This window comes from Clavibacter sp. CT19 (genome assembly GCF_027858075.1).
GTDB lineage: Bacteria > Actinomycetota > Actinomycetes > Actinomycetales > Microbacteriaceae > Clavibacter > Clavibacter tessellarius_A.
Map to the genome: position 1 here is coordinate 336,732 of NZ_JAQHYR010000003.1, position 14,837 is coordinate 351,568.

A 14,837-nucleotide genomic window follows, 5' to 3' on the forward strand; every position below is an offset into this window, starting at 1 on the left:
CGCATAGGGTGGGGTGATGAGCGTCGACGTGACCCACGACCCCGACGGCTCGCGCTACACGCTGTGGCTCGACGGCGAGCGCGCGGGCTTCGCGGACTACCTGATCCAGGGCGACCGCATCGTCTTCACCCACACCGAGATCGACCCCGCGAAGCGGCGGGGCGGCCTCGGGGGCGAGCTGGTGCGGGCCGCCCTCGACGACGTGCGCGGCGGATCACGCACGGTCGTGGCCGCGTGCCCCTTCGTGGCGGAGTGGATCGACGAGCACCCCGACTACCGGGAGCTCCTCGAGCGCGGCTGAGGCGGGTCCGCCGGGCCCGGGCCGGGCTGCCCGCGGGGCGCGTCGCCGCGCCCCGCGAGACCGCTCCGCGATGGGATCGAGCCGTCACGGAGCCGCCCGCGGCAGTCGAGCGCAGCCGCTCGAGGCGGTTCGGTCGTGCCGCTGCCGACGCTCGGCCCCGAGGGGCCGGAAGGCCGACAGCAGGACACTAGGCGTCCCTCGTCCGGGGGAGCGCATCGCGTCGCCGAGCGGACATCCGCGGTTCGCGGGGTGGACAGCGGGCCGCGCGCGACGCCGGTCAGGGGACGCGTGTCAGCCACTCCGGCGTGGAGAACTTCTCCTCCACCAGCTGGCGGGTCTTCGCCCACTCCTCGGGCGTCACCTCGCCGGGCTTGCCGCCGTAGAGGCCGGTGAAGGTGGTCTTCATCCGGTCGATGATGTCGGCGCGGCTCATGCCCGTCTGGCTGCGGAGCGGGTCCACGCGCTTGGCGGCGCTCGTGATGCCCTTGTCGCTGATCTTCTCGCGGCCGATGCGGAGCACCTGCACCATCTTCTCGCCGTCCATGTCGTAGCTCATGGTGACGTGGTGGAGCACGGCGCCGGCGCCGAGCCTCTTCTGGGCGGCGCCGCCGATCTTGCCGGTGGGGCTCGTGATGTCGTTGAGCGGCTGGTACGACGCGTCGATCCCGAGGGAGCGGAGCGCGGTGATGACCCACTCGTCGAGGTAGGCGTAGGAGTCCGCGAAGGTCATGCCCTGCACGAGGTCGACGGGCGCGTAGATCGAGTACGTGATGACGGCGCCCGCCTCCATGTACATCGCGCCGCCGCCGGAGACGCGGCGCACGACGTCGAAGCCGTGGGCCGCGGCCTGCTCGGCGTCGACCTCGTTGCGGAGCGACTGGAAGCTGCCGATGACGACGGCCGGCTGATCCCACTCCCAGATGCGGAGCGTCGGGTTCCGGCGACCGGCGCCGACCTCCTCGGCGAGCACCTGGTCGAGCGCCATCTGCTCGACAGGCCGGTAGGCGCGGTCGTGGATGACCTCCCACTCGTAGTCGCCCCAGTTCGTGGCGCGGGCGAGCGACCGGCGGATCGCGACGGCGACGGCCTCGGGCGAGAAGCCGAGCAGCACGGCCTGCGGCGGGAGCGCCCGACGGATGGCGGCGGCGATCGCGGCCGCGTCGCTGTCCTCCGGGAGGCCGTCGACGGCCCGGTCGATGGCCTCGAGCGCGTCGTCGGGCTCGAGGAAGAAGTCGCCCGCGAGGCGGAAGTCCGAGATGCGGCCGTCGGTCACGTCGAGGTCGACCACGACGAGCTTGCCGCCGGGGACCTTGTACTCACCATGCATCCCGCCAGCCTAGGCCGCGGCGGACCCGGCGCTCGGCCCGGAATCGCCGCGGGCACGCCGATGTGGGACGGTGGGACGTGCGCATCACCTGGGCGGTCGTCCGCCTCCTCACCGCCCTCGCCGTGCTGGTCGCCGTCGTCAGCCAGTACGTCGTGAGCTCGGCCTACTGGCGGAGCGTCGGCGTCGAGGGGATCGGGGGGAAGACGCTCGACTTCCTCCTCTACTTCACGATCGAGTCGAACCTGCTCGCGGGCGTCGTGCTGGCGGTGGGCGCCGTGCGGCTGCTGCGTCGCGCGCCCCTGCCCGGTCGCGGCTGGACCGCGCTCCGGCTCGTCGCGACGACGTGCATGGTGACCACCGGGGTCGTCTACAACCTGCTGCTGCGCGGGCTGCCCACGATCCCCGGCGCCTCGCTGCCGTGGTCGAACGAGGTGCTGCACGTGGTGGTGCCCGCGCTGGTGCTGCTCGACTGGCTGCTCGCGCCGGATCGGCTGCCGCTCGGCTACGGCGCGGTCGGCCGGGTCGTGGTCTTCCCGCTCGTCTGGGTCGGCGTCACGCTCGCCCGGGGGCCGTTCACCGGCAACGAGGTGACGGGCGCGGCGACGTACTACCCGTACCCGTTCCTGGATCCCGCCACGGGCGCGGGCGGCTACGGCACCGTGGCCGTCTGGGTCGTCGTGATCGCGGCGTTCATCTGCGGGCTGGCGCTGCTGCTGATCGCCGCCGGCCGCCGCTCCTCCCCCGCCCGGCCGGCCTGAAGCGCCCCCGCCGGGCTCGGCCGATTCGAACATGCGTTCGAAAAACCGGGCTATGCTCGCGCCATGAGCATCGCGTTCCAGGCCTCCCTCTTCGACGACCTCCGGGCGGAGCCGGCCATCGGCGCGCTGGGCACGGAGGTGGAGCGGCTCGACCTCGGGCAGGGCGCCTGGCTCGACATCCGGCCCGGCTGGGTCACCGACTCGGACGCGCTGTTCGAGCGCCTCGTGGAGGACGTCGAGTGGACGGCCGACACGCGGCTGATGCACGGCCGCATCGTCGAGGTGCCGCGCCTGCTGTCGTGGTTCGGCCCGCGGGCCACGCTGCCCGCGCCCGTGCTGGTCGAGGCGCGCGACGCCCTCAATGACCACTACGGCCGCCCGCCCGGGCAGGTGCTCGAGACCGCCGGGCTCTGCTTCTACCGCACGGGCGACGACAGCGTCGCCTGGCACGGCGACCGGGTGGGGCGCGCCATCGACCGCGACACCATGGTCGCCATCGTGTCCGTCGGGGCGGCGCGCACGCTGTCGCTGCGGCCCAAGGGCGGCGGTGAGGTGCGGCGGTTCCCGCTCGGGCACGGCGACCTCGTCGTCATGGGCGGCAGCGCGCAGCGCACGCACGAGCACGCCATCCTCAAGACGGCCAAGGCCGTGGGGCCGCGCATCAGCATCCAGTTCCGGCCGGTCTGGCCCGTCTAGGGGCACGCCGCCCGACGGCGCCGCGGATCCCGAGACGGGACGCGGCCGCATCGGGAACGCTCCCGCTGTTCAGGAGGTCTTCCGCCGGAAGTCGCGTCGAGCGACCCGCTGTTCCCCTCGGACGGGGAGGATCGCGCCTGGCATCGACGCTCCCGGGCGCGACCCGCCGGGATCCCCCGCGTCGAGCCGAGCACGCGCCCCGCGGAACGCCGCGACGGCGTGCGCCCTCCGCGTCGCCGCTCCGCGGGATCCCCGCCCGCATCGCCCGGCACGATCCAGGAAGAGAGACAGCCACCGTGAGCACCTCCAAGCCCGAAGAGCACGCCCCGGACGTCGACCTCGAGGCCGGCGTCGACGCCGCTCCCCCGCTCGACCCCTCGCGCCCGTACCGCGGCGCCGTCCGCCCGGGCGTCAGCCGCCGAACCGTCCTCATGGGCGGCGCCGCCGCGATCATGGCGGGCGTCGCCGCGGGATCCGTCGCCGGATCCGGCACCGCGAGCGCCACCGCCGCGGCCGCCGCCACCCGTCGCGGGCTCACGCACAGCATCCGCGACGTCGAGCACGTGGTGATCCTCATGCAGGAGAACCGCTCGTTCGACCACTACTTCGGCACGCTCCCGGGCGTCCGCGGCTTCGGCGACAAGCAGGCCGTCGAGCTCCCGGGCGGCGGCACCGTCTTCGCGCAGCCCGACGCGACCCGCCCCGACGGCGGCCGGATGCTGCCCTTCCCGCTCGACTCGTCGCGCTACAACGCGCAGGGCGCCGGCGGCCTCGACCACTCCTGGAAGGGCGGGCACGCGGCCTGGAACAAGGGCGCGTGGGACAACTGGGTCGTCGCCAAGAGCGAGCAGACCATGGGCTACTTCACGAAGGACGACCTCCCCTTCCACCACGCCCTGGCGTCCGCCTTCACGATCGCGGACCACTACCACTGCTCCCTCATCGGACCGACGACGCCGAACCGCCTCTTCCAGTGGACCGGCACGATCGACCCCCGCGGCACGGCCGGCGGCCCCGCCATCGACAACCCGGACGACTACGCGCCGGTCTTCAGCTGGACGACGTACCCCGAGCGCCTGCAGCAGGCCGGGATCAGCTGGAAGACGTACGCGAACGACGAGGTCGGCGACGAGGGCACGCACCCCTACGTGGGCGACTACGGCGACAACCCGCTGTGGCTCTTCCACCGGTACCACGAGGCGCTCGCGTCGTCGGATCCGGCCACGCGCGCGCTCGCGGAGGCCGGCGGCCTGCACGACGGGTGGAAGCCCGACTCCGGCAAGGGCCTCGACGTCACGCACCTCCTCAGCGAGTTCGGGCGCGACGCCGCCGCCGGCACACTGCCCGCCGTGTCGTACGTGGTCGCGCCCTACGGCTGGAGCGAGCATCCGAAGGCGAGCCCGGACTACGGCGCGCACTACACGAACGCGGTGATCCAGGCGCTCATGAGCAACCCGGACACCTGGGCGCGCACCGTCCTCCTCATCAACTACGACGAGAACGACGGCTACTTCGACCACCAGCTGCCGCCGCTCGCCGAGCCAGGCACGGCCGACGAGTACGTGGACGGGCTGCCCATCGGCTACGGCACGCGCGTGCCGCTGACGGTCGTGTCGCCGTGGAGCCGCGGCGGCTGGGTCGACTCGCAGGTGTTCGACCACACCTCGGTGATCCGCTTCCTCGAGACGTGGACGGGCGTGCACGAGCCCAACATCTCCGACTGGCGGCGCACGATCTCCGGCGACCTCACCTCGTGCTTCGACTTCGCGCACCCCGACTTCTCGATCCCGTCGGCCGCCGAGGTGCTGCCCCTGAGCGCCACGCAGGCGCTCGTCGCCGCCGCCGACGCCGACATGGCGAAGCCGCCGGTGCAGGAGCCCGCCGTGGGCGCGCAGCGGATGCCCGTGCAGGAGGACGGCACCATGCGCCACCGCCCGCTCCCCTACCGGCAGGACGCGGACGTGGCGGTGGACCGGGCGAGCGGCCGGGTCACGATGACGATGCGCAACGGCGGACGGCAGGGCGTCTCCCACCAGGTGTTCCCGAACATCGCGCTGCCGTTCGCGTCGACGCCGTTCACGGTGGCGCCGCGCGGGACGGCGGCGTACACGTGGGACGCATCGGCGCACGCGGGGGCCTACGACTTCAGCCTCTACGGGCCCGACCGGTTCCTGCGCCGCTTCGCCGGCACCGTGGTCGCGGCCGGGAAGGACGACGTGCCCGTGCCCCGGGTCTCGGTCGAGACGATCCCCGGCGGCAAGCCCGTGCTGCGGCTCACGCTCGCGAACGACGGGACGCCCTCGGTGCACTACACGCTGACGGCGAACGACTTCCTCACGCGCGAGCGCCACGAGACCGTGAAGCCGGGCCGGAGCACGACCGTGAACTGGCCGGTGGACGAGTGGGGCTACTACGACGTGGTGGTCACCGCGGGCGACGGCTTCCGGTACCGGTACGCGGGTCGCGTGGAGTAGCGCGGCGACGCACGACGACGCCGGCCGGCCCCGAGGGACCGGCCGGCGTCGTCGTGCGGGCCGCGTCAGGCGCGGGCGCGGTCCTCGTCCACCGTGGCGGCCGGGCGTCCGACGGCGCTCGCGGGGCCGAGGTGCGCCACGGACGGATCCGGGCGGCCCTCCTCCACCCGCTCCGGGTCGAGCGGTCGGGCGGCGCGCACCACGGCGTCGGCGTCGGCGAACCCCAGGTGGGTGAGCAGCGGGACCCAGAGGGCGCGCAGCCGATCCACCTGGTCGCCCGCCGCCGGACGCGGCGACCGGTACGAGAGCACGCCGAACGTGGCGCTGAGCAGCACGTCGACGGTGTGGTCGAGATCCGGGACGGGGAGATCCCGGGCGGCGAGCTCCGCCTCCAGGTGCTCCCGCGTGAAGCGCCACACGTCGAAGCGCCGCTCCACCGCGAGGCCGAGGCGCGGCATGTCCTGCAGGAGGCGGACGGCGCCGGCGGCGACCGGGCAGACCTCCACGGTGCGGCCGGCGGTGAGGAGGAAGACGACGAGGTCGGACAGCGCACCCGAGCCGTCGAGCGCGGCCTCGATGCGGAGCCAGCGGTCCTCCTGATCCTCGACCACGGCGCCCGCGAGGCTCTCCTTGGACGCGAAGAGGTGGTAGCCGATGGCCGACTTGGGCTTCCCCATGGCCTCGGCGACGCGGGAGAACGACGTGCCCTCGTAGCCGTGGGCCGCGAACAGGCCTCCCGCCGCCTCGACGATCTCGCGTCGGGCCCGGGACACCGCCTGCTGCCGTCGATTCATGTCACGCTCCCGTCTGCCCCGGCTCGGGTGGGAGGGAGTCTACGCAGCCGGAGCCGCGGGACGCCGACGCCCCTGTGAACGGGTGCCGCCGGGATCGGCGGCGAGGGCCTCCGGACGCCGCCCTCCACAGGTGGTGAGAACGGTTCTCACGGAGGGATAGCATCCGCACGCGCCCTCGCGCAGACCCCCTTGAATCGAAGCTGGATCCCGCATGCCCTCTCGTCCCTCGTCCCTCCCACCCGTCGAGGCCCGCGGGCCCGCCGAGCGCCCGCCCACCGGGGGCCGGATCCGCGCCCTCGCCCGCCGCCGCCCGCTGCCCGCGCACGGCCGGTCCGTCGCCCTCGGCACGGGCATCGTCGCCCTGGCGGCCGTCGCCGCCCTCGTCGCGACCGCGCTCGCGGGCACCGGATCCGCGTCCGCCGCGTCCGATCCGGCCGCCGAGCGCGCCGCCTCCGGACTCCGCGCGCTCGAGGGCTCCGCACCCTCGTGGTCCGCCGCCGTCCCCGCCGTCCGACTGGGCGACGCGCCCGCGGACGCGACGGCCGCCTTCACGGTGCTGCTGGATCCGGCCCGACCCGACGCCGCGCCGGCCGTCGCCGCGTGGCTGCGCGACCGCGGCCTCGACGTGGGCGACGCGCGCGGCGAGGTCTCCGCGCTGCCCGTCTCCGGCACGCTCGCGCTCGCGTCGCGGGCCTTCGACACCGGGTTCGCCCGGTTCCGCGTCGGCGGCCGGGAGGTCGTCGCACCGGAGCGGACCCTCGCCGTCCCCGCGGCCCTCGACGCCGTGCGCGGCGTCGCCGGGACCGTGCAGGGCGACGTGCTGATGCCGTCCGACGCGGAGTCGGACGCCGCGCTCGCGGCCGACACCGCGGAGGCGCCCGCCGCCGCGACCCCGATCCCCGCGCCGATCCCCGGCCAGGCGTCCGGCGGATCCCCCGCCTCCTCCGCCGACGACGGCACGTGCGCCGCGTGGTGGGGCCAGCGCCTCACCGACACGTGGCCCGCATCCGTCGCCGTGGCCCACCGCTCCAACTCGCTGTGCGGCTACGGCCCGGCGCAGCTCCGGCGCGTCGACGACGTGCCCGCCGAGGACCGGGGCGCCGGCGCGACCATCGCGATCGTCGCGGCCTACGACGACCCCGACACGCAGGCCGACACCGACACCTACTCCCGCGCGGTCGGCGAGCCGGTCTTCACGGCCGGCCAGTACCGCGACCACCCGTCCGCCTCGCCGCGCACCGGCATCTGCGGCGGGCCCACGGCGTGGACCGACGAGCAGCACCTCGACGTGCAGGCCGTCCACGCGATGGCGCCCGACGCGGCCGTCTCCTACTGGGGCGCCGACGACTGCACCAGCACGAGCCTCTACACGCGGATCCTCGACGCGGCGGAGGACGGGCCCGACGTGATCAGCCTGTCCTTCGGCGCGATGGAGGGCCTCGACACGGCCGACGACCGCGAGCTCCTCAACCGCGTGCTCGTGGAGGCGGCGTCGCGCGACGTGTCGGTCTTCGCGTCCACCGGCAACGACGGCGACTACAGCGGCGTCGGCGACCACGGCGGGAACGCCACCGTGGCGTCGCCCGCGTCCAGCCCCTACGTCACGGCGGTCGGCGCGACCAGCACCGGCCTCGCCCAGGACGGCTCGATCGCCGTCGAGGCGGGCTGGGAGACCGAGACCCGCTTCGCGCGCAACGGCGCCCTGATCCCGCCGGGCTTCGCGTTCGGCGCGGGCGGCGGCCAGTCCGCGGTGTACGCGCGACCCACCTGGCAGGCCGACCGGCTCGCGGTGGCGGGCACCGGCAGGCTGCTGCCGGACGTTGCCTCGCTCGGCGACCCGGACACGGGCTTCATCACCTACGGCCCGCATCAGGGCCGCACCGAGTACGCGGCGCACGGCGGCACGAGCCTCGCGACGCCGATGGTCGCCTCCATGGTCGCGATCTCCAAGGCCGTCACCGGCCGGCGCTTCGGCCTCGCGAGCCCCGCGCTCTACGCGCTGATGGGCACGGGCGCGCTGCGCGACGTGCAGCCCTCGTCCGCCGCCACGTGGTCCCCGAAGGGGCCGTCGGCGGGAGCGCTGTGGCCCGAGACGCTCTTCCTGTGGGACACCGGGAGGCAGGGGCTCCGCTCCGCGCCCGGCTGGGACGACGTGACCGGGGCCGGCGTGCCCGCGGGCCGCGCGTTCATCGACGGCCTCGGCGCGGAGGCGGGACGATGAGCCGGGCTGCGGTCCGGGCCTCGCTCCCGACGACGCGGCGGCTCGGCGCGCGCGGATCCCTCGGGATCCTCGGCGCGACCGGCGCCACCGCCCTCGCGGCGCTCCTCGCCCTCGGCGGGCTCGCGCCCCTGGCGGCGCACGCGGCCGACGTCGTGCTCGCGCGCGCCTCGGGCGTGGAGGTCATCGACATCGACGGCGACACGCTCACGGTGCCGACACCGCTCGCCGAGTGGTCGGCGGGCCAGGCGGTGACGCGGGAGGCCGCATCCACCGGCGACGTGATGAAGCTCAACACGACGCAGACGACCGGGCTCCGCTCCACGGCCGGCCCCACGGGCGCGTCCAGCAGCATCGCGAGCGGCCGGTTCCAGCTCCGCGACCGGCCGGCGATCGTCTTCTCCGGCCTCACCGTGTCGTGCACGCCCGGCGGCACGCCCGCCGTGCACCTCGACCGGCTGACGATCGGCGGCGCGGACGTGACCGCCGAGGCGGACGCGACGCCCGGCTGGTCGCGCGACCTGCCGGCATCGGTCTACGGCGCGACCCGCGTCATCGTGGGATCCACCGCGAAGGGCGACGACGGGTCCGCGACCACGCTCGGCATCGACGTGGAGGCGGAGGGCGGGGCCTCGGAGATCTGGCGCGTGCGCGCCGGATCCGTGACGTGCCAGGCGGCCGCCGCCGTGCCCGTCCCGACGCCGTCGGCCTCGCCGACGCCCGCGCCCGCTCCGGCTCCGGCTCCCGACCCGGACCCGACGCCCGCGCCCGGGCCGACCCCGGCGCCGGATCCCGCCCCCGCACCCGCCCCCGGCCGCGTCGCGACGGGCGTCACCGTCACCGCCCCCGACGGCACGCGCGTGATCGACGGGCAGCCGCGCGTCGAGGGCCTCGACCGCAGGTCCACCGCCGACGCGCTCGCCGCGACGGACGGATCCGCCGAGCACGCCTCCTCCACGCGCGTCGAGACCGGCGCGGACGGCACCACCACGATCGGCGTCGGCTCGTTCGAGCAGCTGCCGGGCGCCCCCGGCGACCCGCTCGCCCAGTACCGCTGGACGGCGTTCCGGGTCTACGGGCTCACCGTCACGGTCACGCCCACGGGCGAGGTCGCGACGGAGTTCACGGATCCCGGCAGCGCGGTCTTCGTGGACGGCCGCTGGATCGACACCACCACCGACCTCTACACGGGCGTCGACGAGAAGGGCGCGCCCCGCGTCACCGTCGCGTTCGGCGAGCACGAGACGGCGGCCGACGGCACCGTCACGGTCACCGGCGTGCACTACCGCGACCTCACGGGCGCCCACCCGGACGTCCGCCTCGGCACGGTCGTCGTGCCGCCCGCGGCCGGGCAGGTCGTCGGCGCGTACGGCGTCGGCGTCACGGCGGCCGACGGCACGGCGCTCGTCGCGCCGCAGCCGGCCGCGACCGTCGCCGCGCCGCACGCCACGGCTGCCGCCGCGACCGGCACGGGGACGGATCCCGACACCGCGTCGGCCGTCGCCGTCGACCTCGGCACGGGCTCCGCCGCGGGCACCGCCACGGTCGACGTGGGCGGGTTCCGGCAGGTGCCGGGCGCCGCGACGGATCCGCTCGCCGACTACCGCTGGCCGGCCCTCCGGGTCGCCGGCCTCCACGCGGCCGTCTCGGCCGCCGGCGCGATGACCGTGTCGTTCGCGGATCCGGGCAGCGCGGTCTTCGTGAACGGCGTGTGGATCGACACGACCACCGACCTGTACACGGGCGTGGACGAGCACGGCACCCCGCGCGTCGAGGTGCGGTTCGGCGAGCGGTCGGTCGCGAAGGACGGCACGGTGACCCTCACCGCGCTGCACTACCGCGACCTCACCGGGCGCTTCCCCGAGGTGCGCCTGGGCGTCGTGACGGTGGCGGCGGGCAGCGGGTCGACGCCCGTGCCGGATCCGTCGCCGACGCCCGTCACGATCGTGCCGGACACGGCGCCGGCCGGCTGGTCGGCGTACGGGATCCGGGCGACCGGGCCGAGCGCCGTGGCGGCGACGCCGGTGGCGCGGCCGGACGACGCGGCCGCCGCGGCCCCGGCCGCGCTCAGCGCCTCGGAGGCGACCGCGACCGACCCGGGCGCCACCGCCGGGGACGGCGCCGCGGGGCAGATCCGCGCGACGGGCATCCACCTCGCCTCGAGCGGCGGATCCGGCAGCGCCTCCCTCGACGACATCGCGCTCTACCCGGGCAGCCGCACGGCGGTCGCGATCCGGGGCCTGCGGGTGCAGGTCGACGGCGGCACCGTGCGCGTCTCGAGCGACGGCGGCAGCATCGCCGGCGCCTCGCTCGCGGCCGGCGACATCGCCCCGGGCACGCGGTTCGCGCTGCCCGACGGCGGATCCGCGGTGCTCGCGGAGGACGTGACCACGGGCGCGTCCCGCACGGTCACGGGTCTCCACCTGGTCGACGCGTCCGGCCTCGACGCGGACGTGTCCGCGGCCGTGGTCACGACGGCCGCGGTGGCCGACGCCGGCGGCTCGGGGTCGGACCCGGGCGCCGGCAGCGGCTCCGGGACGGGCACGACGCCCGGATCCGGCACCGCCACCGCGGGCACCGCCTCCCCCGGCGCCCTGTCGGCGGACGGCTCCAGCCCGGTCGGCACCTCCGGCGCGAGCTCGGCCGCGAGCCTCCGCGGCTCGCTGCCGCGCACCGGGTCCTCGCCCGCGGCGACGCTCGCCCTCGCGGCGCTGCTGCTGGTCGTCGGATCCGCGGGCGCGCTCGAGGCCCGACGCCGCCGCCGCGCGCCGACGACGAGCCGCCCGACGCGCGCCTGATCGGGTCCGGCCGGACACGCGCTCCGGCCGGACGCCGCGCGCTCCACCCCCGCTCCGCCCTCCCTCCGCCCTCCCTCCGCCCACGCGGAGCGGAGGGCGGAGCCGTGTCCGCACCCGCCGCACGCTGTCGCCGCAGGCCCCGTCCCGCACCGTCGCCGACGATGGAGGAAATGCCTCCGCACATGCGCGGAGAAAGCGTAAGAAATCAGCGGTTATGTACATGGAAATGTGTTAGGAGAAAAAACGGGAATATCTTTCCGACCGGATTCCACTCCGGTCGGCGAGACGAGAGCACGCTGCCCGGCGGGGTCCTCCCACCCACCCGCACATCCGGAGGCAGCGATGTCCAGCACCACCGTCCACCCGTCCACCGGGATGAACCCGTCATCCCCCCACCACCGCCCGCGGCCGATCCGCCGTGGCGTCCTGCTCACCCTCCTCGCGGTCGCGGTCGTCTCCGTGTACTCGACGGGGATCGTGCCGACCGGGATCGTCCCGGCGGATGCCGCGACGCCCGCGTCGTCGGTCACGCACCCCGTCATCGCGCCGGCGATCCCCGCAGCCGTCCGCGCCGGGACCGTCGACCAGGACGTCCGATCCGGGCGCATCACGGTCGACCAGCTCGCCGACGCCGCCGAGGTCAACTCGGGATCCGCGGCCGCGCTGCCCGCCGCCTCCCTGCCCGCCGAGCACGCGCGGCTCGTGACGGAGATCCGCGCGCAGGTCGCCCAGATCCGCCTCGAGCGCCCCGACGCCCAGCCGACGTCGATCGAGCTCGGCGCCGACGCCGACGGGAGGCTCACGATGGCCGCGGGTGGGCATGGCACCGCCACCCTCGACCCCGCGCACCCCGGCGCGGCCCCCGCCGCGAACCCGCTGGTCGCCTCGGACAGCTGGCGCTCCTTCTGGCACGCCGTCTCGCACCCGCACATCAAGTTCCACATCTCGGCGATCGTCATGAAGACCGCCGTCTCCACCATCGGCGCGCTGACCGCGGGCTCCCTCTGCGCCATCACCGGACCGATCGGATGCGCCTTCGTCGGCGGCTTCATGACCGGGCTCGTCGCGTTCATCCTGGGCACGCGCTGCGGAAACGACGGGATGTGGGTCGTGTTCCCCGACACCCAGTACGACAGCTACTGCGGGTGACGATCCGACGCTGATCCGCGCGCGGCCGCTCGCCGGCCGCGGCACGTGGCGACGCGGGCCGTCGGGAGTCCCCTCCCGGCGTCCCGCGTCGTGCCACATGCGTCACCCGCGCAGCAGCAGCACGTCCGTGGGCGGCTTCGGCCATCGGTCCGCCGGGCGCATCCGTCAGCGCATCGCGACGCGCCGGTCGGCTGATTCGTCGACCAGCTCCCGCTCCACATCGGCCATGATCTCGGGCAGGCGGGTCGAGGTCTGCACCCGACGCACGAGCGCCTCCGCACGAGGGACGCCAGCACCGTTCAGCAGCGACGCCCACAGGGCGCACAGCCGCGAGTCGAGGGGCTCGTGGGGCTGCTTCGCGACGTGGCAGAGCACGAGGCCGCGGGTCGAGTCGAGGAGGAGCTCAGCGAACGATTCGACCTCATCCTCGGAGCCCGGCGACGACGGCAGGTCGGCCGCGAGGCAGTCGCAGACGTACCGGATGCGCTCCACCCCCGTGCGGCCCTCCGCCGGTGCCCCATCCTCGACGTCGAACGCGGGCAGGTCGAGCAGCAGCCGCAGGGCGCCCGCCCGCTCCGGGTGTGACTCGATCCCCCGCATGCGCGAGAGCAGCAGGGAGATGAGGCGCTCCGTCCCCATGGGCAGCCCCGCGCGCTCCAGGGCATCGTCGATCGTCCGCCACCGCATGTCGTCGTCGGTCAGGACGGCCGCGGCCAGCGCGGCCTTCGAGGAGAAGAGGTGGTAGCCGATGGCCGACTTCGGACGATCGATGGCGCGCGCGATGCGTGAGAACGTCGTCCCCGCATAGCCGAATCGCGCGAAGAGGGCCCCCGCCGCCTCCACGATCTCGTGTCGCGACCGCAACATGTCCGCTCGTCGACTGTCCAACTAGCCACCCTCATCCGTACCGGATACGCCCATTCCCATCCGGGAGGGCCGACTTGGACGGTAACAGCGCGCCCATGAGGCGGAGGGGATCCCGGTCAGGCTGGCACTCGCCTGTGCACAACTCCCAGACGATCGTCTGGCAGCACCTAGCGTGCACGTCACACACCGCAACACGACGCACCTCCCGACGGCATGGGCCGCGCCGTCCCCGGACCGGATTCCCTGCACACGCCACGCACCCTCACTCGAACGGAGCTCATCGTGTCGAACGGCCCCGCATCAGGTCCTCGCGATCACATCCGGCGCACCCGCGCCAGCGGCGTGGCCATGGCCGCGACGATGGCTGTCGTCGGCGCCATCCTCGTCGCCCCGGCATCCGCCGAGGCCTCCACCCGACCGTCCTCGATCGAGGTCATCGCCGCCTCGCTGAAGGCCGGCACGATCATCTCCGACATCACGACGCGGAAGGTCACGGTGGATCAGCTCGTCGACGCCGACCTCACCGCCTGGGCGGGCGGTGGATCCTCGGTCACCACCCCGACCCGCGACGAGGTGACGAAGCGGATGACCGCGGAGGTCACGTCGCTCGAGGTCTCGGGCGGCCTCCCGGCGACCCCGGACGTCGACATCACGGCATCCGAGCGGGGGCGCGTCTCGGCGTCGGCCAGCACGGTCGGCTCCTCCCTCTTCTCCTTCCGGCGCTTCGTCAAGCACTGGACGACCATCACCCTCGACGGGCGGATCGCGAAGCTGATCGTCGGAGGCGAGGGCGGCATCGCCGCGGCCTTCATCTGCGCGACCCCCGGAGTCGGCACGCTGATGTGCGGGTTCGCCACCGCCATCATCGGCGTCCTCGTGGGCATCTACGTGTACTACCCGATCTGCAGGGGGAAGAACATCTACATCAAGCTCCCGGACGTGCACAACAGCCACTGCTAGAGCAGCCCCATCGCGGATCCGGTCGGGACGGTGCGCTGAGCATTCGGCGGCCGTGGCGACCGGACACGCACCACCGTCACCCGCGCCACCCGCGTCACCAGCGCAGCAGCAGCACGTCCGATCCGCCCTCGCGCCCGACGACCACGAAGCCGAGCGACTCGTACAGGGCGCGGGCGCGGTCGTTCCCGTCCTCCACGCTGAGGCTCACGGCCGGGGCGCCGGATGCGCGGACCGCGTCGACGAGCGCCACGAGCATCCGCCGCCCGAGGCCCCGGCCGCGCGCGGACGGGACGAGCGCCATGCCGAGCTCGGGGACGTCCGTCGCGACGAAGCCGTAACCGCGGTCGTCGTCGGCGAAGAGGCGCGCCCAGGCGGCGCCGACGGGTTCGCCGTGCCCCTCCGCGACCACGCCCACGTCCCCAGCGCGCGGCCAGCCGGCCACGTAGTGCGCGAGCTCCGGGGCGGCCATCATCCGCTCGCGCGTCATGGAGCCGT

At 74.9% G+C, this 14,837-nt stretch carries 12 protein-coding genes; 8 read left to right on the forward strand and 4 right to left on the reverse strand.

Translation table 11 applies throughout. The features are described 5' to 3' along the window. Positions 1-16 precede the first annotated feature (16 nt). Entirely contained in the window at positions 17-301 is a 285-nt protein-coding gene (locus PED38_RS05800) for a GNAT family N-acetyltransferase (RefSeq protein WP_063072487.1), read from the forward strand. Positions 302-578: 277 nt separating this feature from the next. On the opposite strand, the gene PED38_RS05805 is transcribed toward PED38_RS05800, so the two are convergent. Beyond that, on the reverse strand, positions 579-1,628 hold the full coding sequence (locus PED38_RS05805; RefSeq protein ID WP_063072488.1) for a lipoate--protein ligase family protein: 1,050 nt from the start codon (positions 1,626-1,628) through the stop codon (positions 579-581). A gap of 77 nt (positions 1,629-1,705) precedes the next feature. On the opposite strand from PED38_RS05805, the gene PED38_RS05810 reads away from it, so the two are divergent. From PED38_RS05810 to PED38_RS05820, 3 genes are all read left to right on the forward strand, one after another. Then, positions 1,706-2,386, forward strand: a complete 681-nt coding sequence (locus PED38_RS05810) for a Pr6Pr family membrane protein (protein WP_270980300.1) — start codon at positions 1,706-1,708, stop codon at positions 2,384-2,386. 63 nt (positions 2,387-2,449) lie between these two features. Then, positions 2,450-3,082 carry an alpha-ketoglutarate-dependent dioxygenase AlkB gene (locus tag PED38_RS05815; RefSeq protein WP_063072490.1) on the forward strand — a complete coding sequence of 211 codons (633 nt, stop codon included), beginning with the start codon at positions 2,450-2,452 and terminating at the stop codon, positions 3,080-3,082. A gap of 296 nt (positions 3,083-3,378) precedes the next feature. Beyond that, positions 3,379-5,556: a phosphocholine-specific phospholipase C gene (locus tag PED38_RS05820; protein ID WP_063072491.1), complete on the forward strand. Its 2,178-nt coding sequence runs from the start codon at positions 3,379-3,381 to the stop codon at positions 5,554-5,556. A 65-nt stretch (positions 5,557-5,621) separates the two neighbouring features. Here PED38_RS05820 and PED38_RS05825 read toward each other — a convergent pair whose 3' ends face one another. Beyond that, positions 5,622-6,350 carry a helix-turn-helix domain-containing protein gene (locus PED38_RS05825; protein ID WP_063072492.1) on the reverse strand — a complete coding sequence of 243 codons (729 nt, stop codon included), beginning with the start codon at positions 6,348-6,350 and terminating at the stop codon, positions 5,622-5,624. 211 nt (positions 6,351-6,561) lie between these two features. On the opposite strand from PED38_RS05825, the gene PED38_RS05830 reads away from it, so the two are divergent. The 3 genes from PED38_RS05830 to PED38_RS05840 all read left to right on the forward strand — a co-directional run bounded on the left by PED38_RS05830 (position 6,562) and on the right by PED38_RS05840 (position 12,515). After that, positions 6,562-8,571 carry a S53 family peptidase gene (locus PED38_RS05830; RefSeq protein ID WP_270980301.1) on the forward strand — a complete coding sequence of 670 codons (2,010 nt, stop codon included), beginning with the start codon at positions 6,562-6,564 and terminating at the stop codon, positions 8,569-8,571. Continuing rightward, positions 8,568-11,366 carry a hypothetical protein gene (locus PED38_RS05835; RefSeq protein ID WP_270980302.1) on the forward strand — a complete coding sequence of 933 codons (2,799 nt, stop codon included), beginning with the start codon at positions 8,568-8,570 and terminating at the stop codon, positions 11,364-11,366. Before PED38_RS05830 ends, PED38_RS05835 begins: the two co-directional genes overlap by 4 nt. Before the next feature lie 342 nt (positions 11,367-11,708). Next, positions 11,709-12,515, forward strand: a complete 807-nt coding sequence (locus tag PED38_RS05840) for a hypothetical protein (RefSeq protein ID WP_270980303.1) — start codon at positions 11,709-11,711, stop codon at positions 12,513-12,515. A 165-nt stretch (positions 12,516-12,680) separates the two neighbouring features. Here PED38_RS05840 and PED38_RS05845 read toward each other — a convergent pair whose 3' ends face one another. Further along, positions 12,681-13,382, reverse strand: coding sequence for a TetR/AcrR family transcriptional regulator (locus PED38_RS05845; RefSeq protein ID WP_270980304.1), 702 nt, complete (start codon positions 13,380-13,382; stop codon positions 12,681-12,683). A 348-nt stretch (positions 13,383-13,730) separates the two neighbouring features. On the opposite strand from PED38_RS05845, the gene PED38_RS05850 reads away from it, so the two are divergent. Then, complete coding sequence (locus tag PED38_RS05850; protein ID WP_063072496.1) at positions 13,731-14,342, forward strand: hypothetical protein; 612 nt, start codon at positions 13,731-13,733, stop codon at positions 14,340-14,342. Positions 14,343-14,436: 94 nt separating this feature from the next. On the opposite strand, the gene PED38_RS05855 is transcribed toward PED38_RS05850, so the two are convergent. After that, a partial coding sequence (locus PED38_RS05855; RefSeq protein WP_270980305.1) for a GNAT family N-acetyltransferase occupies positions 14,437-14,837 on the reverse strand: 401 nt, incomplete at its 5' end.